At 50.6% G+C, this 23,343-nt stretch carries 22 protein-coding genes and 1 tRNA gene; 19 read left to right on the forward strand and 4 right to left on the reverse strand.

Annotation, left to right across the window (positions count from 1 at the left end):
- The first annotated feature begins 127 nt into the window (after positions 1 to 127).
- The 3 genes from ACFSUF_RS08860 (at position 128) to ACFSUF_RS08870 (ending at position 2,772) form a co-directional block, all read left to right on the forward strand.
- Positions 128 to 1,186 carry a GerMN domain-containing protein gene (locus ACFSUF_RS08860; protein WP_377602171.1) on the forward strand — a complete coding sequence of 353 codons (1,059 nt, stop codon included), beginning with the start codon at positions 128 to 130 and terminating at the stop codon, positions 1,184 to 1,186.
- A gap of 226 nt (positions 1,187 to 1,412) precedes the next feature.
- Positions 1,413 to 2,171 (forward strand): ribonuclease PH, encoded by a 759-nt coding sequence (gene rph, locus ACFSUF_RS08865; RefSeq protein WP_377602173.1) that lies wholly within the window; start codon positions 1,413 to 1,415, stop codon positions 2,169 to 2,171.
- Positions 2,155 to 2,772, forward strand: coding sequence for an XTP/dITP diphosphatase (locus ACFSUF_RS08870; protein ID WP_377602175.1), 618 nt, complete (start codon positions 2,155 to 2,157; stop codon positions 2,770 to 2,772). The genes rph and ACFSUF_RS08870 overlap by 17 nt, the downstream gene beginning before the upstream one ends.
- 524 nt (positions 2,773 to 3,296) lie before the next feature.
- Here ACFSUF_RS08870 and asnB read toward each other — a convergent pair.
- A complete protein-coding gene (asnB, locus tag ACFSUF_RS08875; RefSeq protein WP_377602177.1) occupies positions 3,297 to 5,141 on the reverse strand; it encodes an asparagine synthase (glutamine-hydrolyzing) in 1,845 nt (614 codons plus the stop codon).
- Positions 5,142 to 5,286: 145 nt separating this feature from the next.
- Here asnB and ACFSUF_RS08880 point away from each other — a divergent pair, with 145 nt between their 5' ends.
- Positions 5,287 to 5,640 carry a hypothetical protein gene (locus ACFSUF_RS08880; RefSeq protein WP_377602179.1) on the forward strand — a complete coding sequence of 118 codons (354 nt, stop codon included), beginning with the start codon at positions 5,287 to 5,289 and terminating at the stop codon, positions 5,638 to 5,640.
- Between the two features lie 58 nt (positions 5,641 to 5,698).
- On the opposite strand, the gene ACFSUF_RS08885 is transcribed toward ACFSUF_RS08880, so the two are convergent.
- From ACFSUF_RS08885 to ACFSUF_RS08895, 3 genes are all read right to left on the reverse strand, one after another.
- A complete protein-coding gene (locus ACFSUF_RS08885) occupies positions 5,699 to 5,899 on the reverse strand; it encodes a hypothetical protein (protein WP_377602180.1) in 201 nt (66 codons plus the stop codon).
- A 65-nt stretch (positions 5,900 to 5,964) separates the two neighbouring features.
- On the reverse strand, positions 5,965 to 6,246 hold the full coding sequence (locus ACFSUF_RS08890) for a hypothetical protein (RefSeq protein ID WP_377602182.1): 282 nt from the start codon (positions 6,244 to 6,246) through the stop codon (positions 5,965 to 5,967).
- Positions 6,247 to 6,324: 78 nt separating this feature from the next.
- Positions 6,325 to 6,398 (reverse strand) — tRNA-Arg (locus ACFSUF_RS08895).
- A gap of 221 nt (positions 6,399 to 6,619) precedes the next feature.
- On the opposite strand from ACFSUF_RS08895, the gene ACFSUF_RS08900 reads away from it, so the two are divergent.
- The 15 genes from ACFSUF_RS08900 (at position 6,620) to hemC (ending at position 23,339) form a co-directional block, all read left to right on the forward strand.
- Positions 6,620 to 7,453 carry a hypothetical protein gene (locus ACFSUF_RS08900; protein WP_377602184.1) on the forward strand — a complete coding sequence of 278 codons (834 nt, stop codon included), beginning with the start codon at positions 6,620 to 6,622 and terminating at the stop codon, positions 7,451 to 7,453.
- A 170-nt stretch (positions 7,454 to 7,623) separates the two neighbouring features.
- Complete coding sequence (gene tig / locus ACFSUF_RS08905) at positions 7,624 to 8,913, forward strand: trigger factor (protein ID WP_377602186.1); 1,290 nt, start codon at positions 7,624 to 7,626, stop codon at positions 8,911 to 8,913.
- A gap of 200 nt (positions 8,914 to 9,113) precedes the next feature.
- The gene (gene clpP / locus ACFSUF_RS08910) at positions 9,114 to 9,713 is read left to right on the forward strand and encodes an ATP-dependent Clp endopeptidase proteolytic subunit ClpP (RefSeq protein ID WP_377602188.1); all 600 of its coding nucleotides are present in this window, start codon (positions 9,114 to 9,116) and stop codon (positions 9,711 to 9,713) included.
- 4 nt (positions 9,714 to 9,717) lie between these two features.
- Positions 9,718 to 10,974, forward strand: coding sequence for an ATP-dependent protease ATP-binding subunit ClpX (gene clpX / locus ACFSUF_RS08915; protein ID WP_377602190.1), 1,257 nt, complete (start codon positions 9,718 to 9,720; stop codon positions 10,972 to 10,974).
- Between the two features lie 123 nt (positions 10,975 to 11,097).
- Positions 11,098 to 12,216 (forward strand): flavodoxin-dependent (E)-4-hydroxy-3-methylbut-2-enyl-diphosphate synthase, encoded by a 1,119-nt coding sequence (ispG, locus tag ACFSUF_RS08920; RefSeq protein ID WP_377602191.1) that lies wholly within the window; start codon positions 11,098 to 11,100, stop codon positions 12,214 to 12,216.
- Between the two features lie 159 nt (positions 12,217 to 12,375).
- Positions 12,376 to 14,097 carry an ATP-dependent protease LonB gene (lonB, locus tag ACFSUF_RS08925; protein WP_377602193.1) on the forward strand — a complete coding sequence of 574 codons (1,722 nt, stop codon included), beginning with the start codon at positions 12,376 to 12,378 and terminating at the stop codon, positions 14,095 to 14,097.
- 158 nt (positions 14,098 to 14,255) lie between these two features.
- Complete coding sequence (lon, locus tag ACFSUF_RS08930) at positions 14,256 to 16,598, forward strand: endopeptidase La (protein ID WP_377602195.1); 2,343 nt, start codon at positions 14,256 to 14,258, stop codon at positions 16,596 to 16,598.
- A gap of 17 nt (positions 16,599 to 16,615) precedes the next feature.
- On the forward strand, positions 16,616 to 17,233 hold the full coding sequence (yihA, locus tag ACFSUF_RS08935; protein ID WP_377602197.1) for a ribosome biogenesis GTP-binding protein YihA/YsxC: 618 nt from the start codon (positions 16,616 to 16,618) through the stop codon (positions 17,231 to 17,233).
- 219 nt (positions 17,234 to 17,452) lie between these two features.
- Complete coding sequence (locus ACFSUF_RS08940; protein WP_377602198.1) at positions 17,453 to 18,043, forward strand: non-ribosomal peptide synthetase module; 591 nt, start codon at positions 17,453 to 17,455, stop codon at positions 18,041 to 18,043.
- Positions 18,044 to 18,290: 247 nt separating this feature from the next.
- A complete protein-coding gene (gene speD / locus ACFSUF_RS08945; RefSeq protein WP_377602200.1) occupies positions 18,291 to 18,692 on the forward strand; it encodes an adenosylmethionine decarboxylase in 402 nt (133 codons plus the stop codon).
- Positions 18,693 to 18,800: 108 nt separating this feature from the next.
- Positions 18,801 to 19,331 (forward strand): hypothetical protein, encoded by a 531-nt coding sequence (locus tag ACFSUF_RS08950; protein ID WP_377602202.1) that lies wholly within the window; start codon positions 18,801 to 18,803, stop codon positions 19,329 to 19,331.
- A gap of 164 nt (positions 19,332 to 19,495) precedes the next feature.
- Positions 19,496 to 20,884, forward strand: coding sequence for a glutamyl-tRNA reductase (hemA, locus tag ACFSUF_RS08955; protein ID WP_377602204.1), 1,389 nt, complete (start codon positions 19,496 to 19,498; stop codon positions 20,882 to 20,884).
- Positions 20,885 to 20,922: 38 nt separating this feature from the next.
- Positions 20,923 to 21,750: a cytochrome C assembly family protein gene (locus tag ACFSUF_RS08960; RefSeq protein ID WP_377602205.1), complete on the forward strand. Its 828-nt coding sequence runs from the start codon at positions 20,923 to 20,925 to the stop codon at positions 21,748 to 21,750.
- 5 nt (positions 21,751 to 21,755) lie between these two features.
- On the forward strand, positions 21,756 to 22,400 hold the full coding sequence (locus ACFSUF_RS08965; RefSeq protein WP_377602207.1) for a precorrin-2 dehydrogenase/sirohydrochlorin ferrochelatase family protein: 645 nt from the start codon (positions 21,756 to 21,758) through the stop codon (positions 22,398 to 22,400).
- On the forward strand, positions 22,401 to 23,339 hold the full coding sequence (gene hemC, locus ACFSUF_RS08970; RefSeq protein ID WP_377602209.1) for a hydroxymethylbilane synthase: 939 nt from the start codon (positions 22,401 to 22,403) through the stop codon (positions 23,337 to 23,339).
- Positions 23,340 to 23,343 lie beyond the last annotated feature (4 nt).

The raw sequence follows: 23,343 nt of genomic DNA on the forward strand, positions 1-23,343 counted from the left end.
TTGAGGGGCATGGACGATGAATTGGACAAAAAGTAGTTATAAAACCGTACGGGGCTCGTATACATAGTAGTACAATCCCAGCCTGACCAAGGGAACGATGACTTCAACTTTTTAAGGAGGAAAAACCATGACCTTTACTGGCAAAATGAAGAGGGCCGCCCTCGTAAGCCTCGTTGCGATTCCGATGCTGACGGCGGGCTGCGGACTATTGGGTTCCCAGGAATCGAAAGGGCAGATCGATCCGCCCCCGGGTGTAAGCGAAAATGCGCCGGATGCGGCTGCCTCGGGCAATGCGGTGACTGTTGCAGCAGACGAGCTTCAGCAGCCTGTTACTCTGTATCTGAAAGACAGCAACGGGTATGTAGCTCCCGTATCGCTGAATGTGCCCCGGGTGGACGGCATTGCGAAACTGACGCTCCAATATCTTGTGGAGGACGGGGAATATAAAGATTTGATCCCAGGCGGCTTTACCGCACTCCTTCCTAAAGGCACAGAAATTAAGGGTATCAGTGTCGATGCGAAACAGAAGCTGGCAACAGTCAACTTTTCCAAACAATTCGTGAACTATAACGTCCAAGACGAACGCAAAATGCTGGAAGCCCTCACTTATACGCTGACAAGCTTCCCAAGCATCCAGCAGGTGCAAATTCAGGTGGAAGGCAAACCACTTGCCGAAATGCCGGAGAACGGAACGCCTCTGGATGAGCCGCTGACACGCGGGATGGGCATTAATATTGAAAAAGGCAAAGATGTGGAACTGACAGCCTCGACTCCGGTCACATTGTACTTTATGAGTAAAACCGATGATGATCAGGCATATTTTGTTCCTGTCACCCGCCTGATTTCGCGTACGGATAATGTGGCACAAGCTGCGGTGCAGCAGCTGATCGAAGGGCCTTCCGCTGCAGGAACTTTAATTTCCTCCATTGATCCAGGTGCCCAGGTGCTGGATGTCACCCAGAAGGATGGAATCGTTACCGTAAACCTGAGCGGTGAAATTGAAACACCGGAAGCAAAAGTGCCTGCGGAGACGCTGGAATCGGTTATTTTGTCGCTGACTGAGAACACGGGCGCCGCTAAGGTGCAAATTATGGTCAACGGGAACAAGAAAGTAAGCAGCACTGACGATAAATCCTACAGTCAACCCGTCACTCGCCCGGCTCATGTGAACCCGGTGAAATCTTAATAGCTGCAAAGGTAAGGGGGGAGCGATCCTCCCGTTTTTTTGAAATTTCAGAAAATATAAGTTTTTTTGTTATACTCTGTTCTGATAATTCTCCGGAATGAAACGATTTCCCAGCCAAAGGACGGCGTAAGCCGTTTCACTTAGTCCGCAGATTGGATAATCGTTCCTCAGTTTGGTAAAATGGGTTAGGTTCTTGGCATATGCATACTTTAGGAGGCAACCACTCATGAGAATAGACGGAAGAGAAGCGGACCGGATCCGGCCGCTTTCCATTACAACATCTTTTACCAAATATGCGGAAGGTTCGGTCCTGATCGAAGTAGGCGAGACGAAGGTGATTTGCACCGCCTCCGTGGAAGAGCGCGTACCGCCTTTCATGAAAGGGCAGGGGCGGGGCTGGGTGACCGCTGAATACTCCATGCTGCCCCGGGCGACGCAAGTCCGCAACCAGCGGGAAGCGGTTCGCGGCAAACTGGGCGGGCGGACGATGGAAATTCAACGCCTGATCGGACGGGCGCTTCGATCGGTTGTGGATCTTCAGGCGCTGGGTGAGCGTACTTTGACTTTGGACTGTGACGTCATTCAGGCGGACGGGGGTACCCGGACAACTTCCATTACCGGTGCATTCGTAGCGATGGCGATGGCAGTTAACAAAATTTACGAACAGCATAACCTGAAAGCTTTTCCGATTACGGATTTCCTGGCTTCGGTCAGCGCGGGCGTGGTGAACGGGCAGCCCTGCCTGGATTTGAATTATGAAGAAGATTCCAAAGCTAAAGTGGATATGAATATCGTAATGACAGGGTCCGGACAGTTTGTTGAAATTCAGGGAACCGGCGAAGAATCCCCGTTTAGCCGGGATGAGCTGAACCAGCTGCTGGCTTTGGCTGAGCAGGGCATTACTCAAATGATGGAGCGGCAGAAGGAAGTACTGGGCCCGATTGCAGAGAGAATCGAGGGACGCGCTAATGCGGCTCGCAAGTAACAAGCTGATTGTAGCTACGAAGAATAAGGGCAAAGTGCAGGAGTTCGCTCACGCTTTTGCTTCGATGGGCATCGAAGTGGAGAGCCTGCTGAATTACCCCGGCATTCCGGACATTGTGGAGGACGGGGACACTTTTGCCGCGAACGCCGAGATCAAGGCGCGCGCTATCGCCGAGCGTTTCCGCCTGCCGGTGCTGGCGGACGACTCGGGGTTATGCGTCGACGCGCTGGGCGGCGCACCGGGCGTGTATTCCGCCCGGTATGCAGGCGAGGGCGCGACGGACGCGGACAACAACGCCAAGCTGCAGCGGGAGCTGCTGGCGCTTGGCGGGGAGCGGGCCGCCGGAGAGCCGCTCAGCCCGGCGCGCTTTGTGAGCGCGCTCGTGCTGGTGGAGCCGGACGGCGGCCGCCGCTTTGCGGCCGAGGGCGAGGCGGCGGGAGCCATCCTCGCGGAGCCGCGCGGCAGCGGCGGATTCGGGTACGATCCCTACTTCCTCGTACCCGAATTCGGCCGTACCATGGCCGAGCTCACGGTGGACGAGAAGAACCGCATCTCCCACCGGGGAAAGGCGCTGCGAGCGCTGCTTGAACAACTGAAGTAGTTCCAGGTGTTGAATTCCCCTACAGTCGGAAGGTCCTTACATGGTAAGGGCCTTTTTGTTTTGCCCAAGATGCCTCAGCCGATCTACTCCGATTGTAACGGACATGAGCGACGCTAAACCATCAAAAAACATCCTCTCGAAAATGTAACGGACATGACGGCCTTTATTTATGGGGAATTTCACGTTTTGGATCGACTAGGTCAAACATAACGGCGCTGGTGACCGTTAGATCGGGAAATGGTCTATTTTTTGCTAAATACGTGCACACTGTGTCCGTTAGAAAAACCAGCCCTGAAAATGCCGTATGGGCCAACACCGGCGGGCGAGGGGGCAGCAATTCGTATGCAACGTCGCCTCAAACGGCGATGAATCCGTTGGCTGTCGGCATTTCGGGGCAATCAGCCGCATTATAATATGCAGCCTTTTCTGGCAATGAATTTTATCATCTGTATGGATGGAATTTTCCCGTCGCGTGGATAACAAGAGAAAGCCTTGGCGGCAGCCAAGGCTTTTTTTAATGATTTTTATTTTACGCTCACATGATACTCCCGCATCCAAGTGTCTACTTGGCCAAGGTAGGCAAAAAGCTGGGGACCGGTCATCAGCTGCCCGAACCAAGGCAGATTGAATTGGTCCGCATCGGAGCTGGCTAAAGCTTTGATTTTCGGCACATTGATAAATTGGCGCAGAGGCGAGGAACTGTCATCTAAAATTTCCAACACCCACGATTTCACTGCAGCCAGATAGTTGGGGTTGTGCGTCTTGGGATAAGGGCTTTTTTTGCGGTAGAGTACATCTTCAGGCAAAATCCCCGTCAGCGCTTTGCGCAGGATCCCTTTTTCGCGTTCGCCGGCCGTCTTTAGTTCCCAAGGGATGTTGAACACATATTCTACTAACCGGTGGTCTGTGTAAGGAACACGGACCTCCAGGCCGGCATACATGCTCATCCGGTCTTTCCGGTCAAGGAGTGTGGGCATGAATCTCGTAATATTCAAGTAAGACATTTCACGCATGCGTGCTTTGCGTCCTGTTTCTCCCGACAGTACGGGGACTTCATCCAACGCTTGACGGTAACGGTCGCTGATGTACTGTTCCGGCTTTACCCAGTCAAGCAAGTCGGGAGAAAGCAATTCACCGCGTTCTTTTGTGGAGAGGGCCCAAGGGAAGGTCCCCGCGTTTAGTGCTTCCTCGCGGTGGAACCAAGGGTAACCGCCGAAGATTTCATCAGCCGCTTCCCCTGATACGGCTACAGTGGCGTGTTTTTTAATTTCGCGGCAGAACAGAAGCAGGGAGGCATCCACATCCGCCATCCCCGGCAAGTCACGGGCACGGACACCTTCTTTCAGAGCTGTCACCAATTCAGGAGTATCAAACTCTACGTAAGTATGTTGAGTACCTAAGTAATCGGTCATCCGGTGAATCCAGGGAGCGTCCGCGTTCGGTTGAAACAAATTAGACTTGAAATGTTTATCGTTATCGACGTAATCAACGGAAAACGTAGGGACAATGCCTTGGCCGGTTTCCTTGTAATACGACATCGCAATGGATGTAAGCGCACTTGAATCGAGACCGCCGGACAACAGGGAACACACCGGCACATCGGACACGAGCTGACGCTCTACTGTGTCGATCAACAGCTCCCTGACGCGGGCAACCGTAGTGTCCAAATCATCTTCATGCTCATGGCTTTGCAGTTTCCAATAGGAAGCTGTCCGTAACCCGCTGCGGTCATATACCAGATAATGTCCGGGTTTTAGTTCCGCCAGGTTCTCATATACTCCATGCCCCGGCGTCCGTGCAGGTCCTACGATAAAGATTTCAGCCAAACCTTCCGCCGTAACGGATGCCTGGACGGACGGGTGTGCCAGTATCGCTTTAGGTTCCGAACCGAACAGCAGAGTGCCATTGTCGTGAGAATAAAACAGCGGCTTTACACCGACCCGGTCTCTCGCCATAAATACGGTTTGGTCTTTTTCATTCCATACCGCAAACGCAAAAATACCATTGAACCGGTCGAGACAGTCCCGTCCCCATTCAATGTAAGCTACCAGGAGCACTTCCGTATCGCAGTTCGTTGAGAACCGGTGTCCCCGGCTTTCCAACTCTTTTCTAAGTTCCAAAGCATTATATAATTCGCCGTTATACACAAGGGTATAGGTATCGTCTCCTACTTTCCGGACCATCGGCTGGGCGCCGTTTTCCGGGTCGATGACGCTTAAGCGGCGGTGTCCGAAAGCGCAGTGGGCCGAAATCCAAGTCCCGGAGGCGTCGGGTCCCCGATTGGCCAGCGTTTCCGTCATGGTTTCGAGAATGGAAGGATAATTCGTCAGGTCTTTCTTCCAATCAATCCATCCCGTAATTCCGCACATAGACCTTCATCCTCTCAAAAATCAAAATGTATGCGAAGCTCTCGCGAGTCAATAATCTAAAAGTATGCGTCCGCCCGGCATTAGATGCGTGTCCAGGGGGAAACATAGTAAAAACACATTTTGTAGAAAAAGGTGGAATCCCAGGGTGTACACAATCAAACATGCGGAATACCGGGGTATGGTGAAACAGGGCGGAGAGCAGTATGCGCAGGTGGCGGTGCAGTCGCTCCTATCCGGCCAGCCGGAGGTGCTCGCACACTTTGTGAGCGACGGTCGAGGCGGGTATGATATGCCGCTGCTGCTGGAGAGTCATGCGGATTTGGATATAGACTGGTATGAAAACAATCTGCATCAAGCCTTTGTGGACATTACGGACCCTCAAGGAACGTCACGTTCTTTTGCGGCTGATCCTAAGGCAAGGGAACAGTTTAAAAAGGAAGTATTAAGTTATGGGGACATTCGTGAAAAGCTTCAGAATGCACTAGGGGACATAAAATAACGAGGACATTCAAAAGCCCTTCGGTCAGTAAGCCGAAGGGCTTTTTCTGTGTTCTGTATCAGCTCATATTGCGGTTGATGCCTGAGGCGCTTTGCGGATTTACCGGCGGATTGGCATCTGCATCGCCCGCAAAACCATCCATGTCCGGTCCGGCGGTTCCATTCTCGCTGCGGCCGTTAAACAGCCGTCCCATCTCCATATTAGCTTTCTCCTCAGGTGTAGGCTGGTGTTCTTGTTTTAGATCTTCCGGTTTAAGCAAAGGGAACTAACTCCTTTCAGATGAAAGACAGTGGATATCCGATAGTTTGTGCCCTGTTTTTCTTTTTAATCGCATGTTCTTACATTTACTGTTGCCGAGAAGTTCAAACGCCCGCCAAAGCTCGCGAATCCGCTGCGTCCGCCCTGCGGGCCTGCCGCTGCGCTCCACCGTCCCCCCTCGTCGAGGGTTCTCATCCGGCTCCAGGGACGCAAAAAGACCGTATGCATGGCATACGGTCTTTTATCACGTCCCAGGAGGGATGCGCGTCGTCCTTGGCGGTAAAAAAGCCCGTCAAGAAGCTCGCGAATCCGCTGCGTCCGCCCTGCGGGCCTGCCGCTGCGCTCCACCGTCCCCCCTCGTCGAGGGTTCTCATCCGGCTCCAGGGACGCAAAAAGACCGTATGCATGGCATACGGTCTTTTATCACGTCCCAGGAGGGATTCGAACCCCCGACAACTCGCTTAGAAGGCGAGTGCTCTATCCAACTGAGCTACTGGGACACAAACACCAGTAATTTTAGCATATCGCCGGTACAAAAGCAATGGAAAGGCTGCACTCTCACCGCATTCAAGAGGACGGTACATTTTTACATTAGGTTGAAGCATGCTATAATCGTTTACAATTACATGTATTTCGAAAAAGTCCGGCAGTAAAGGTGGTGTAACTAATTACGGACAATGTATTTCTTTTTCCCAAAACGTTGGATTATTACCAGATCGAATTGACACGCATGCTGGAGACGGAGCAGTACGGCGAGGCTATTGACCTGCTTGAGTTTTTGCTGCAATGCCAAGGCGAAGATGAACGGACCTACGAAGAATGGGGATCCCTTTTGAACTGGCTGGTAACGGCTTTTCCGCATGCGAAGGCCAAAGAGGACTCCCTGGAGGAAGATCTCACCGAAACCGATTTGCTAAAAGAACATATCCGCAACAGGACTCTTCAGGATCCCGGCTATGCTTCCCGCATTTTGGACACGTTGAGAAGCAGCCAGGAGATCGACAAAAAGCTGCTAGCCCTAGGACAGCTGTCATACATAGAACATCCCGAGATCGACCGAGAGTTAATCCGTTTTATTGAAAGTGAACCTGCACATCCTTTGCTGCAGAGTAAAGCGATTCAAACGCTAAAAGCCCGGGGAGCGGAAGGTGAAGTAACCATTCGCAAAAATGGCGAAACCTGCGTAATAGATATCGAATCGTATCCGATGTCACCGGATGATTTTCCGCAGGATATCCGCGAAGTTCTGATCCGCGTTCAGGAAGTAAGCGAAGTGCATTCACCTGCTCTTGCTTATTTTGCTGAAGAAACCTGGAATGATTTTGTATTCTATATGTACGGAAGCACCCTGTATAACAATCTATTAAAAGAACCGGGCGACAGTACGATTGACCTCTGGGCTGCGGCCCTGCATGCCACGCTCCTGGAGACAATGTCAGGCGAGTGGAGTCCTGAGGAACTCTTCGAATTATACGGAGTCAGCGACTCCTTACTGTTCCGTTTCGAGCAGGCTCACAAAGCTTTGAAGTCCTATGTGCAGGGGCTGGCACTATAAGAAAACGCTAGAATCGGAACGTGCCTTGTAAAAGCTTGATTTTATGTTTATAATGTAATGGTTATAAAGGCGCGGACAGGCATAGTATGCCTTTTTGTGCAGCCAAGTTTACTACAAAATCAGGAACTTAATATAAGGAACTGTAAACTTTTTGGAGGGGAAAGCATAAAATGAAAGCAACCTGGGAAAAATTAGAGAAGAACCAAGGGGTTCTTACAGTAGAAGTAGAAGCGGAACAAGTAACAACTGCATTGGACAAGGCTTTCAAGAAAGTACAAGCGAAAGTGAACGTACCTGGATTCCGTAAAGGCAAAGTGCCTCGGCCGATTTTCGAAGCGAAATTCGGAGTAGAGTCCCTGTACCAAGACGCGATCGACATCATGCTTCCTGAAGCTTACACTGCAGCTGTGAAAGAAACTGGCATCGAGCCGATCGACCGTCCAGACGTGGAAATCGAGCAATTCGGCAAAGGTGAACCGATGAAGTTCAAAGCTACTGTAGAAGTAAAGCCTGAAGTAAAACTTGGCGAGTACAAAGGGCTGGAAGTAAGCGAAGGCGAAACTTCCGTATCCGAAGAAGAAGTGAACGAAGAACTGAACCGTCTTCAACAGCGTCATGCCGAACTGGTTGTCCTTGAAGAAGGCACTGTGGAGAACGGCGACATCGCGGTAATCGATTTTGACGGTTCCGTGGACGGAGAGCGTTTCGAAGGCGGCCAAGCGGAGAACTACTCCCTTGAAATCGGTTCCGGAAGCTTCATTCCAGGCTTCGAAGAGCAGGTCATCGGTCTTGCGAAAGGCGAAGAGAAAGACGTTGAAGTTACTTTCCCTGAGACTTACCACGCAGAGCACCTGGCAGGCAAGGCGGCTGTATTTAAAGTGAAGCTTCACGATATCAAACGCAAAAACCTTCCGGCTCTTGACGATGAGTTCGCTAAAGACGTCAGCGAATTCGAAACGCTGGAAGAATACAAGCAGGACATCGTAAAGCGTCTTACCGAGAAGAAAGCTCAAGAGAACGAGCAGAAGAAAGAGTTCGACGTAGTGGAGAAAGCTGCGGCTAACGCAGAGGTAGAAGTGCCTCAAGCTATGATCAACACAGAAGTGGATCATATGCTGCAAGATTTCGCTAACCGTTTGAGAATGCAAGGTATGACTCTAGAACTGTATTACCAGTTCTCCGGTCAGGACGAAGCGGCTCTTCGCGCTCAAATGAGCGACGATGCTGCTAAGCGCGTTCGTAACAATCTTGTTCTTGAAGCGATCGCTGAAGCAGAAGGCATCACAGTTTCCGAAGAAGAAGTGAACGAAGAACTGAACCAAATGGCTGAGACTTACAAGCGTTCGGTTGAAGAGCTTCGCAGCATTCTTGCGGCGAACGGAAGCCTGGAAGCAATGAGCGACGAACTAAAAGTGAAGAAGACCGTTAAATTCCTGGTTGAAAACGGCAAAACGGCTTAAGAGCTCGCTTGCTTGAGGATAACAGAAGGCACGTATTTATTGCGTGCCTTCTTTACTACCCAAAAAGAAAGTACATATCGGTTTCATGCTGTACATACGATTCAAATCCCTACATATGCTTTACAAAAATGACATACCGGTTTGAACATGATAAAATACAATTGTAAGCCATTTTTTTAACAGAAAAGAGGTTGGAGACATTGAATCTGGTGCCAATGGTAGTAGAACAGACTAATCGCGGTGAGCGGTCCTATGATATCTATTCCAGACTGCTTAAAGATCGTATCATCTTTCTGGGGAGTGCGATCGACGATGATGTCGCCAATCTTGTTATAGCGCAGCTGTTGTTTCTGGCCGCGGAAGATCCGGAGAAAGACATTCATCTTTACATCAATTCTCCCGGTGGTTCTGTCACTGCGGGTATGGGTATATATGATACAATGCAATTTATTAAACCGGACGTTTCGACCATCTGCGTCGGCATGGCAGCTTCCATGGGCTCATTGCTGCTGACAGCAGGGGCTAAAGGGAAACGGTTTGCGCTTCCGAACAGTGAGGTTATGATTCACCAGCCTCTGGGCGGAGTCAGGGGGCAGGCTGCGGATATCAAGATTCACGCGGATTGGATCATCAAGACGAAGCAGAAGTTGAACCAAATTTACGTGGAACGTACGGGACAGCCGTACGAGAAGATCGACCGCGACACCGATAGAGATAACTTTATGGATGCTCACGAAGCTTTGGCCTACGGATTGATCGATAAGGTTATCACTCGTGACGATCTACAATTGAAGGGGTGATCCGATGTTTAAATTTAACGACGAAAAAGGCCAGCTGAAATGTTCTTTCTGCGGTAAATCCCAAGACCAGGTGCGTAAACTGGTTGCAGGACCAGGCGTATATATTTGTGACGAATGTATCGAACTGTGCACCGAAATCGTAGAGGAAGAACTCGGTCACGAAGAAGAACTGGATTTGAAAGAAGTACCGAAACCGAAGGAAATCCGTAACATTCTGGACCAGTACGTAATTGGCCAGGAACAAGCCAAGAAGTCGCTTTCCGTTGCGGTTTATAATCACTATAAACGTATCAACTCCCAGAACAAGCTGGAAGACGTAGAGCTGCAGAAGAGTAACATTGTTCTTGTCGGCCCTACAGGAAGCGGTAAGACCTTATTGGCTCAGACGCTTGCTAAGATTCTGAACGTTCCTTTTGCCATTGCCGATGCAACTTCCTTAACGGAAGCCGGTTATGTAGGGGAAGACGTAGAGAACATCTTGCTGAAGCTGATTCAAGCAGCGGACTATGATGTGGAGAAAGCGGAACGCGGGATTATCTATATCGACGAAATCGATAAAGTAGCCCGTAAATCCGAGAATCCTTCGATCACCCGCGATGTTTCCGGTGAAGGCGTACAGCAGGCGCTATTGAAAATTCTCGAAGGAACGGTAGCTTCCGTACCTCCGCAAGGCGGACGCAAGCACCCTCATCAGGAATTCATTCAAATCGATACTACCAACATCCTGTTTATCTGCGGCGGCGCATTTGACGGATTGGAGCAGATTATCAAGCGCAGAATCGGTAAGAAAGTGATCGGTTTCGGTGCTGACGGCTACAAAGCGGATCTGAAGCCGGGCGAGTACCTTTCTATGTCCCTGCCGGAAGATTTGCTAAAGTTCGGTTTGATTCCAGAATTCGTGGGACGTCTGCCGGTTATCTCCACATTGGAGCCTTTGGATGAGGCTGCGCTGGTGAAAATCCTGTCCGAGCCTAAGAACGCGCTGGTGAAGCAATACCAGAAGCTTCTTGATATGGACAATGTGAAGCTTGAATTCGAACCGGCTGCGCTTGAAGCGATCGCCAAAGAAGCAATCAAGCGGAACACCGGTGCACGGGGACTGCGCGCCATCATTGAAGGCATCATGCTGGAAGTGATGTACGAAGTTCCTTCCCGTGACGATGTGTCCAACTGTGTCATCAGCGAAGCGGTCGTCAACGACAAGATCGCGCCCGAGCTGACCCAGAAGAAAGACAAGAAGAAGAAGGAAGAATCGGCGTAATTCAAGGCGGCATAAGCCGGCTGCTTACACCGTAATTAAAATAATGTCCAGACGCTCCACCTTACCCGGCCGCAATTCCTCGGGTCAGGTGGAGATTTGGCGTTCATGGGAGAGACCATATCGATGTATCATAGAACAGAAACGGTACCGGTGAAAGTAGGCAATTTGACGATTGGCGGCAGCAATGAAGTCATCATTCAAAGTATGTGTACGACCAAGACTGCGGATGTTCAGGCGACCGTCGCCGAAATTCTTCGCCTGGAAGAAGCCGGCTGCCAGATTGTCCGCGTAACGGTGAACAATAAAGAGGCAGCGGAAGCCATCAAAGAGATTAAGAAGCAGATTCATATCCCGCTGGTAGCGGATATTCATTTCGACTACAGGCTTGCTTTGGCGGCTATTGAGAACGGCGTGGATAAAGTCCGGATTAACCCTGGTAATATCGGCCGCCGTGAGAAAGTAGAAGCCGTAGTTAAAGCTTGTAAAGAAAAAGGAATTCCGATCCGGATCGGCGTAAACGCAGGATCTCTGGAAAACCATCTGCTCGAAAAGTATGGTTATCCAACGCCGGATGCCATGGTGGAAAGCGCACTGTACCACATTGGCATTCTGGAAGAGCTGGATTTCCACGATATTATCGTATCGCTCAAGGCCTCGGATGTTCCGATGGCGATTGAAGCCTATACGAAAGCTTCTAAAGCATTCAAATATCCGCTTCACTTGGGCATTACAGAAGCGGGAACGCTTCACTCCGGAACGATTAAGAGTTCTGCGGGAATTGGAGCTTTACTCTCCATGGGAATCGGCAATACAGTCCGTATTTCCCTAAGCGCCGATCCTGTAGAAGAAGTGAAAGTCGCCCGTGAGCTGCTGAAGACGTTCGGCCTGATTACGAACGCGGCGACCTTGGTTTCTTGTCCTACCTGCGGCCGTCTGGATATCGATCTGTTCTCCATTGCAAATGAAGTGGAAGATTATATTTCCAAGATTAAAGTTCCTATTAAAGTGTCGGTACTTGGCTGCGCGGTGAACGGGCCGGGCGAAGCCCGTGAAGCGGATATCGGGATAGCAGGTGCCCGTGGAGAAGGAATGCTTTTCCGTTATGGAGAGATGATCCGCAAAGTGCCTGAGGCTGATTTGTTAAATGAGCTGAAGAAGGAAATTGACATTATCGTGGAGCACTATGAACGTACGGGAACGATTCCGGGACGCAAAGACCATCAGGCTCCGGTTACGAACTGAATAAAGTAAGGCAGCCGTCTCTGACGGCTGCCTTTTTTTGTTAGGACCGGCAATTTTCGATTACGACGCCCTAGGAACGGACATACTACCATGTATTAGAATTTGCTAGGGCAACCGGCTCAGGCTGTCCGAATTTGTATAAGCCGGAGGGTGATCTTAATGAGTTTCAGCACGATCTTAATGTTGGTTCAAGTGTTTTTTGCCATTGTTATCGGGATTTATTTCTGGAATTTGCTTCGGAACCAGAAGACGAATCGTTCCGCGGTGGACAGAGAGTCCCGCAAAGAGATGGAAAAGCTCCGCAAACTGCGGTCCGTTTCGCTGACCAAGCCGCTGGCGGAGAAAACACGTCCTGCGACGATGCAAGATATCGTCGGCCAGAAGGAAGGGCTGCGCGCCTTAAAAGCAGCACTGTGCGGCGCCAACCCGCAGCATGTGATCATTTACGGTCCACCCGGGGTAGGAAAAACTGCAGCCGCACGTGTCGTCCTGGAAGAAGCCAAAAAGAACCCGATGTCTCCCTTCCTGAATGATGCCAAATTTACGGAGATTGATGCTACAACGGCCCGTTTCGATGAACGCGGAATCGCCGATCCGCTGATCGGTTCGGTGCATGATCCGATCTATCAAGGGGCAGGTGCCATGGGTGTAGCCGGAATCCCGCAGCCTAAGCCAGGTGCCGTGACCAAAGCCCATGGCGGCGTTCTATTTATTGATGAAATCGGTGAATTGCATCCCGTTCAGATGAATAAGCTATTGAAAGTGCTCGAGGACCGGAAAGTGTTCTTGGAGAGCGCTTATTACAACTCGGAGGATGTCAACATACCTTCGTTTATCCATGATATTTTCCAAAACGGCCTGCCTGCCGATTTTCGCCTTGTCGGGGCAACTACCCGTTCGTCCTCGGAAATTCCGCCTGCGATCCGGTCGCGCTGTATGGAAATTTATTTCCGTCCCTTACTGCCGGAAGAAATCGGAGGTATTGCTGCGAATGCGTTAAAGAAAATCGGATTTCCGCCATGTGAAGATGCTGTGGAAGTGGTCAAAAAGTACGCCACGAACGGCAGGGAAGCTGTGAACGTGATCCAGCTTGCTGTCGGCATTGCGCTTTCGGAAAGCCGGCAAGTCATAACCGCGTCGGATATCGAATGGGTTGTTAACTCAAGCCAGATTCCGCCTCGTCCGGAAAGGAAAGTGCCTAATGCTCCGCAGATCGGTTTCGTAAACGGGCTTGCCGTGTACGGCGCGAACCTCGGTATGGTACTTGAAATCGAAGTGACAGCGATCCCGGCGGTTTCCGCAGGTACAGGAACCTTTAATATTACCGGTGTGGTGGATGAGGAAGAAATGGGCGGGGGTTCCCGAACGCTGAGACGCAAAAGCATGGCAAGGGGATCGGTAGAAAATGTGCTTACCGTATTAAGACGCCACGGTTACAAAACACAAAACTATGATCTGCACATTAATTTTCCGGGCGGGGTACCCATTGACGGGCCTTCCGCAGGGATTGCCATGGCAACGGCCATTACTTCGGCCATTACCAATCAGGCGGTGGATAACCGGATTGCGATGACGGGCGAAGTAAGTATTCACGGCCGCGTAAAACCAGTGGGAGGGGTAGTCGCCAAAGTAGAGGCGGCTTTCCAGGCCGGGGCTCAAACCGTTTTAATTCCAAAAGACAATTGGCAGGAAATATTCGCGAATTTGGAAGGACTCAAGGTCATTCCGGTAGATACGATCGAGGAAGTATTCCAACATTCGTTTGGCATGCAGCCCGAGGAGGAAACGGTCGAGTCGCCTGCGGCGGGTGATCTGCTGATAGCACCGGCGAGCATCCCTTTCCTGCAGGCGGGCTCTTCCAAGGAACAGGCCCAAGGGTAAGAGATCGGCTGAGTCCTAAGCCGGCCGCAGCTACAGGGCGGCCGGTTCTATTTTTGCCTGGGGGCTTGGAGGCCCTGAAATTGGTGTTTTGATGGAACATTTGCTAAAATGGGTGAATACAGCTACTGGAAGAATCAGCTACTTGGAGGTGCATGGCATTGGGCACAACGAAATCAAGAGGACGTAAAATTCCTTTGCTGCCGCTTAGGGGACTGCTGGTGTACCCAAGCATGGTGCTGCATCTGGATGTCGGACGGGAGAAATCCGTAAAAGCTTTGGAGAAGGCGATGATTGAAGATTCGATGATTCTGCTTTGCTCCCAATCTGAAGTCAATATTGAAGAACCGACAAAAGAGGACATTTACCGCATCGGAACGGTGGCTAAAGTCCGGCAAATGCTTAAGCTGCCCAACGGGACGATCCGTGTGCTGGTCGAAGGAATGACCCGTGCTGAAATCGTTGAATTTTTGGATAACGACGATTTTTATGAAGTGGAAGCAAGGGACCTGCCGGAACAGGAGACTACGGACTCCGAGATAGATGCTTTGATGCGGACTGTGCTGACACAGTTCGAACATTATATTAACTTGTCCAAGAAAGTAACGCCGGAAACGCTGGCTGCCGTCTCGGACATTGATGAGCCGGGCCGGTTGGCGGATGTCATCTCCAGCCATCTGTCTCTTAAAATCAAAGACAAGCAAGAAATTCTGGAGACCATCGATGTCCGTGCCCGCCTAGAAAAGCTGCTGGACATTTTGAATAATGAACGCGAAGTGCTGGAATTGGAACGCAAGATCAGCCAGCGCGTGAAGAAACAGATGGAAAAGACCCAGAAGGAATATTATCTTCGGGAACAAATGAAGGCGATTCAGAAAGAGCTTGGCGATAAAGAAGGGCGTACCGGCGAGGTCGAAGAATTGCGTGCTCAGCTGGCTGAATCCGGAGTGCCTGAGAAGGTAAAAGACAAGATCGTCAAGGAGATTGACCGTCTTGAGAAAATGCCGGCATCCTCCGCTGAAGGCGGCGTGATCCGTAACTATGTCGATTGGCTGCTGGGCTTGCCTTGGGCAAAGCAGACGGAAGATCACCTGGACATCACTCGCGCCGAGGAGATCTTGAACGAAGATCATTATGGACTTGAGAAACCGAAAGAACGTGTGCTGGAATACTTGGCCGTGCAGCAGCTTGTGAAGAAGCTGAAAGGACCCATTCTATGCCTGGTGGGTCCTCCGGGCGTCGGCAAAACGTCCATGGCCCGTTCAATTGCCAAGTCGCTGGGAAGGGAATTCGTGCGTATCTCGCTTGGCGGCGTAAGGGATGAGGCGGAAATCCGCGGTCACCGGCGAACGTATGTGGGCGCGATGCCGGGGCGGATCATTCAAGGGCTGAAAAACGCCGGAAGCAAGAATCCGGTCTTCCTGTTGGATGAAATCGACAAGATGGCTTCCGACTTCCGGGGAGACCCATCGGCAGCACTTCTGGAAGTTCTCGATCCCGAGCAAAACAATACATTCAGCGATCATTTTATCGAAGTGCCTTTCGATCTGTCGAATGTAATGTTCGTGACTACGGCAAATGCCACCCACACGATTCCGCGTCCTCTTCTGGACCGTATGGAAATGATCTATATCCCGGGTTATACAGAGATAGAGAAGCTGCAGATTGCCAAGAAATACTTGCTTCCGAAGCAGAAATCGGAACATGGCCTGGAAGACGGCCAGTTGACAATCTCAGAAGATACTTTATTGAAGCTGGTGCGGGAATACACCCGGGAGTCCGGAGTGCGGAACTTGGAGCAGCAGGTAGCTGCCCTATGCCGAAAAGCGGCGAAGCGCATTGTTTCGAATCAAGAATCCGGCATTACCATCGGTCCGGAAGATCTGAAGGATTACTTAGGACCTCAGAAATTCCGCTACGGTATGGTAGAGCTGGAAGACCAGATCGGTGCCGTAACGGGGCTGGCCTGGACAGAAGTTGGCGGAGATACGCTAGTGATAGAAGTCACCGTCTTACCTGGGAAAGGAAAGCTGACGCTGACCGGTAAACTTGGAGACGTCATGAAGGAATCGGCACAGGCCGCTTTCAGCTATACCCGTTCCCGGGCAGCACAGCTGGATATCGATCCAGAGTTTCACGAGAAGAACGATATCCACATCCATATTCCGGAGGGAGCCATCCCGAAAGACGGACCTTCCGCAGGGATTACGATGGCGACAGCGCTTATTTCGGCACTGACCAACATCCCTGCCAGCAAGGAAGTAGCCATGACGGGAGAGATTACCCTGCGCGGCCGAGTGCTTCCAATCGGCGGGCTGAAGGAGAAATCCCTGGCCGCTCACCGTGCCGGCATCAAGAAGATTTTAATACCGAAAGATAACGAAAAGGACTTAAGGGATATCCCGGAGAGCGTGCGCAATGAAATTACATTTGTGCCGGTTGCCCATATGGATGAAGTGTTGGCGCATGCTCTGGTGAAACCCGTTGAAGTAGAAGTCCATTAGAAAGCGAGCAGCGACAAATGAAGGTAACCCAAGCCGAATTTATGATCAGCGCCGCGGGACCTGCACAGTTTCCTGAAGACGCCTTGCCGGAGATAGCTCTGGCAGGGCGTTCTAATGTAGGCAAGTCCTCCCTGATCAACAAAATGATTTTACGCAAGAATCTGGCCAGAACTAGTTCCCAACCCGGCAAAACCCAGCTTTTGAACTATTACCGTATTAATGAATCTTTATATTTTGTAGACTTTCCGGGCTACGGTTATGCCAAAGTCTCCAAGACTCAGCGCGAGCAATGGGGCCGGATGATTGAGGAATATTTGAAAACCCGGGAACCGCTGAAGCTTATTTTGCATGTCATCGACCTGCGCCACGAACCGTCTAAAGACGATCAGGCCATGTACGACTGGCTGAAGCATTACGGCCTGCCCGTGTGCATTGTAGCCACCAAAGCGGACAAGATCCCTAAGAGCAAGTGGCAGAAGCATATCAAAATGGTCAAGGAAACCCTCCAGGCCGATCCGCAGGATAAGGTCATTCTTTTTTCTTCCGAAACCGGTTTAGGCCGGGATGAATTGTGGTTACATATACTCCAAGCCTGCGGGCTCGAAGAAGAGCCTGAACAACCGCCGGCACCGTAGACTCCGCAGGGAATCGAAGAGGTTACGGCAGGAAACGGAGCATTCATAGCAAAAGCTTGCGCTTCTAACGCTTCGGGACGTTATTTGCGAGAAATTCGCTGAAAACTCCGAAAAAGCCGTTAGGCGCGCTCCAGCTCCTTCGTGTATAATAGATATAAGACGAAGAAGGAATGCTTGACCGAATTACAGGCTGTATTCTTAAGAATCGGGGAGATATGGATGGCTCAGCGGTTAGCGACGGTATATGTCAAAACCAGCTTGATCTTAACGGAAGCCGAAATGTCAAAGTTTACACAGTTGTTTGCAGAACAACAGATGAATCTGCAGGTGAAGGTATTGGACAACGGCAATCAGGAGCTGGCACTGGAAGATGACGCCGCCCAAGATTGTATCTTGACGTTTGAACGGGTAGGCAACAGGTACCGGTTCAGCGGTTCCTGCCGGATTACGAACCCGAAGCTGGCGAATGCGATGCGCAAAGCGGTTGCCCAATTTAAAGGCGACGCGATCGTGCACCGGATTTACACAGGGTATACCATGGTGTACCATTATGAGCAAGGTACGGCAGTACAGATCATCGAGTGTAAAGACGGCTCGGAGAAGTTGGTCTATGAGTATAAAGATACATTAGGCTCTTTACAGAAGCTGTTTGACCGCATCGACGTAGAAGCGGCCATTCAGGTAACTCATATCGAAATTAATGATTTGCTGGATGAGCGCAATGCTTGTGCAACGGAAGACGAGAAGTCGGCTATAGACCTTAAACTTGGAGCATTGACGCAGAAACTTTTTGCCCTTGAAGCTTACTGAGAAATCGAATCGTTTTATTAAAAAGGCCCTGGATGGGCCTTTTTCTTTTGTTCCAAAAAAAAGTGTTGCAATTCATGCTGATAGATGTTATTTTTATTTTCGTTGACAATCACATATAGGAACCAGGATTCACTCAGGACGACATTATATGTTGCGAGAGATTATTCCCTCGGAGAAGTGAATGACGTAGGTCCTAGCGGATGAAATTTTGTAACACATTTTATTCCTAGGAAGGGGGAACCGGAAGATGGAATACTCAACTTTCGGAAGACACGTAGCTGTTGATACTTGGGGTGTCGATTTTGACAAACTGAACAGTGCAGAATGGTTGCAGGCGCAAATGGTCGAAGCAGCAGAGACGTGCGGTGCCACAGTATTATCGGTACAATCTAAGCAGTTTGAACCACAAGGAGCGACAGTGCTCGTATTACTATCTGAGAGTCATCTCTCCATCCATACGTACCCTGAGAGAGGTTTCGCGGCGATTGACTGTTACACTTGCGGCGAAACGGTTGATCCGCAGCTTGCGATCGACCACATGGTATCCGTATTGAAACCAGAGAAAACTTATGCTAAGAAATTAGTTCGCGGACTTGGTGAATTGAGAGTGGAAACACCTGAAATGAAGCAAGCAGCCTTAGTCAAATAATACGATGAGATGATGTAACCATGGACTTCACGGTCCATGGTTATTTGTTTACGCAGGCGCCCATACAATGAGAACAGGCTTACATAGGATGTATGGGAGAGTGAAACAATGACCAGAAGAAAATCCCCGGCAGGTTTTCTGCTGCTCGCTGCCGTAGCTGTACTGCTGATTTGGCCGGTGTATCAGTGGGCGGTGCTGCCGGCTTCAGGACAGGAAAAGGAAGAATCGACTTATCTCCTCTATCAGGTATCCAGACTGCAGATGGAGCTTCTCGCTCAGGGTGTTAAAGAGGCGGCGAATGAGCATACAGCCGAAGCGCTGGAATCATTGAAGGTTAGGCTGTATTCAGCCTCGTTTACCCATAACAAATTGGCGGAAGCGTCCGGCTCAAGGCTGAGCGAACTGCGTTCCTTGCAGCGGCTGTCGGAATGGATTACCAGAGTGCAGCTGGGCGAAAGGGAGCTTTCCGAAGAAGAAGCTGCCGTTCTGCAGGAAATGGCCGAACATTTTGAACCTGTTAACGCCAGTTATGAAAATTTGTTTGGCGAAGTATCCGGGCTTATCCCGTCCCAAATCGGCAAGCTTGGGGATGCGGATGATAAACTGGCCGATTGGCTGGAGGAAGAACTCGAACTGTAGTTGAAAGGGAATGACTGGTATAGGTGCCGTCACTTTCGTTTACAATAGGGAAGAAGAGGAGATGGCACATTTTTCTTCATATTTTCTTCAAATTTGCCATCGATAGCATTTGTCGACTTATGCTATAATTAGGCTTGATCTAGAAGCGGAAAGAGGTGACGGCAATGCACATTTTGGCTGTGGGATTAAACTATAAGACAGCACCTGTAGAAGTCAGGGAGAAATTCGCGTTTCAGGACGCGGACTTACCGAAGGCGCTGGAACAGTTGAAGCAGACCAAGAGCATACTTGAATGTGTGATTGTAGCCACCTGCAACCGGACGGAAATTTATGCGGTCGTAGACCGTTTGCATATGTGCGGGCATTTTATACGCCATTTTATAGAAAATTGGTTCGGTGTACCGGCGGCTGATTTCAGTAAGCATTTATACATTTACGAAGACGACCCTGCGATTGAGCACCTTTTCCGTGTGACGAGCGGACTGGACTCAATGATCATCGGTGAGACCCAGATTTTAGGTCAGGTCCGGGAAGCTTTCTTCACGGCTCAAAGGGAGAAGACTACGGGGACGATCTTTAACACCCTGTTCAAACAAGCGATTACGATGGCGAAAAGGGCGCATTCCGAGACTTCCATCGGGGAGAGTGCGGTTTCCGTCAGCTACGCAGCAGTAGAGCTGGGCAAGCGGATTTTTGGGCAGTTCAACAACAAGGTTGTCATGATTATGGGAGCCGGCAAAATGAGCGAACTGACGGGCAAGCATTTGTATGCCAACGGCGCCAGCAAGGTGATCGTTGCGAACCGTACTTATGAGCGCGCTGAACAACTCGCCGACAAATTTAACGGTACAGCCTGCTCTTTGGCCGAGGTACCGTCGTTTCTGCCGGAAGTAGATATTATTATTTCGTCAACGGGATCTGCCGGATATGTGCTTACGAGGGAACAAGTAGCGGAAGCGATGCGCAAGCGGAAATCCAAAACATTGTTTATGATCGATATCGCCGTACCGAGAGATTTGGACCCCGCAATCAACGAAGTACCCAATGTCTTCCTGTACGATATTGACGATCTGCAAGGAATTGTAGAAATGAATCTCGAACAACGCCGGCAGGAAGCGGCTAAGATCCACCGTATGATAGAAGATGAACTGGAAGCATATCATCATTGGTACAAGATGCTGGGCGTAAGTCCTGTCATCCGGGCGCTGCAGGAGAAGTCGGCAGCGATTCACGAGGAGACCATGGAAAGCCTGCTGAAGAAGCTTCCTGATTTGGACGAACGTGAAATTAAGGTCATCCGCAAGCTGACAAAGAGCATTGTCAACCAGATGCTCCATGATCCGATTAACCGGGTGAAGGAGATGGCAGGCGAGAAGCACGGAGAAGATGCGGTGGATATGTTTACGAAGCTGTTCGCCCTCGAAGAGAGGCTGAAAGGGCAGACGGAGGAACCGCGTTCTGCAAAATTGCCTAAGCCGGAACCGGCAGCCGATAAACCGGCCGTATCCGCCGGAGCGGCACCGTTCACTTACGCTGCAATAACCCCTTCCTAGGGGTTATTGTCGTTTGGGTAACAGAAAGGAGACTGCCCATGGCGAGCAGCAGTTGGATTTATGATGCAACGATTTATATATATGCGCTGAGCCTGCTTTTTTATTTCTCCGATTTTGCCCGCCAGAACAAAAGCGCGAAGAGAATGGGAGAAGGCTTGCTCATTTTCGTATGGGTGCTGCAGACTCTTTTTTTTATCGTAAGAATGGTAGAGCACCGGTATATGCCTGTGTATACGATGTTTGAAGTGCTGTTCTTCTTTTCCTGGCTGCTTGTTACCGCTTCACTGGTCATCAGCCGGTTTTTCAGGATTGATTTTATCGTATTTTTTGTGAATGTCATTGGATTTGCTATTTTTACATTAAATATTTTCAGCAATTTAGAAAGTATTGCGCCCGCACGCCACGGCAAAGTAACCGACGAACTGCTGATCGTTCACAGCGCTTTGGCCATTCTCAGTTATGCGGTGTTCACCATATCGGCTATTTTTGCGGGAATGTACCTGTTTTTGCATTACAGGCTCAAAAGCAAGAAATGGACGGATAAAGTCCGCCGTTTCCCCTCTTTGGTCACGATGGAGTACTACACGAATCTTACCGTTGTGATCGGAACGCCCATGCTGATTATGGCTCTTGCGTTGGGTGTTATGCGTATTATCGTCGTAGGCGACTGGGGACAGTTATTGGATATGAAAGTATGGACTTCCATTTTTGTATTAGCGGCTTACAGCTATTACTTATGGTTCCGGGCCAAATCTTCCCGGGGCGGCGATCAGCTGGCCATGTGGAATTTAGCTGCGTTTGGAATCATCATTCTCAATTTTGCCATTAACTTTGTTTCCGGTTTCCACGGATGGAACGGAGCGTAGATGCGATGAGTCATGATTATCCGGTCATGCTTAAGCTGGCAGGGCGTAACTGCCTTGTAGTCGGAGGAGGAGCGGTTGCGGAGCGCAAGGTGGCTTCCCTGCTGGAAGCGCGCGCCGATGTGACTGTGGTTGCCGAGGAGTGGACTCCCGTCATTGAGGGTCTCGTCAAAGAGGGTCGTGTCCGGGGGGAGAAAAGAGCATTCCGGGAAACGGATGTTAAAGGCAGCTTTCTCGTCTTTGCAGCTACAAACCGGCCGGAAGTGAACGAGAACGTTTGCAGACTTGCCTCAAGCTTTGGAGCGCTGGTCAACCGGGCAGACCGGCCGGAGGACAGTTCTTTCACCGATCCAGCCGTTCTCCGGAGGGGCAAGATTACGTTCGCAGTGTCTACGGGTGGGGCGAGCCCGTCTCTAGCCAAGGATATTAAGCGTGAACTGGAGCAGTTATATGGAATCGAGTTTGAACAAGCCGCGGAGTTTCTGGGTGAGATTCGGGACCTGGTTCAGAAAAGCGGACTGCCTTCGGAAAAAAGGCATCGCCTGCTTAGGGAAATTTGGAACGAAATAGGCATGAAAGGGATTCGCAGCGGTTCGCCGGAAGAATGGAAACTGGTTGTCCGGCGCTTGCTTCGCATAGAGGAGGAACGATAAATGCGTACGATCGTGGTAGGTACCCGCCAGAGCGCTTTGGCATTGACGCAGACGGGACAAGTGATCAGGCAGTTGGAAGAGCTGAGTGCCGCTAAGGGGCTTCAGGTTCGTTTTGAAATTAAGAAGATTGTGACCAAAGGGGACCGCATTCTGGATGTAACGCTCTCCAAGGTCGGCGGAAAAGGCTTGTTCGTCAAAGAGATCGAGCAGGCGCTGCTGGACGGCGATATCGACATGGCCGTCCATTCGATGAAGGATATGCCGTGGGAGCTCCCGGACGGTTTGATGAACGGTGCGATTCCGAAACGTGTCGATCCGCGGGATTGCCTGATTACCAAAGGCGGGATCAAGCTGGCTGAACTGCCGCAAGGAGCACGGGTGGGAACAAGCTCGCTCCGTCGTGCTTCTCAGCTGAAGCTGTACCGTCCTGATCTACAAATCGAGCCGATCCGCGGCAATATCGATTCGCGCATTAAGAAATTGGAGACGGAAGGCTTCGACGCGATTGTGCTGGCTGCAGCAGGTCTTCACCGCATGGGCTGGGAAGACCGGATCAGCGATTACCTGCCCGTTACAGTCTGCCTCCCGGCCGTAGGCCAGGGATCCCTCGGCATTGAGTGCCGTGCGGATGACCTGCCCATGCTGGAAGTGTTAAGCCTGCTCAACGATCCGATGACGGAGCTGACTGTGAAAGCGGAACGGGCATTTCTGGGCGAGCTGAACGGCGGCTGCCAAATTCCTATCGGGGCGTACGCGGTACTGACTGAAACGGATGAAGGTCCTGTTGTTGAGCTTACCGGTTTTGTAGGCTCTCCGGAGGGTACGGAGCATATCAAGGTAACGCTGCGGGGAACGGATCCGGTCGCATTGGGTCTGGAAGTCGCGGCAAGCTGTGTTTCTAAAGGAGCGGACCGCATTTTATCGCAGGTTAGGGGATGAACGG

Origin of the sequence: Paenibacillus gansuensis (assembly GCF_042684925.1) — a bacterium.
Taxonomy (GTDB): domain Bacteria; phylum Bacillota; class Bacilli; order Paenibacillales; family DY6; genus Paenibacillus_N; species Paenibacillus_N gansuensis.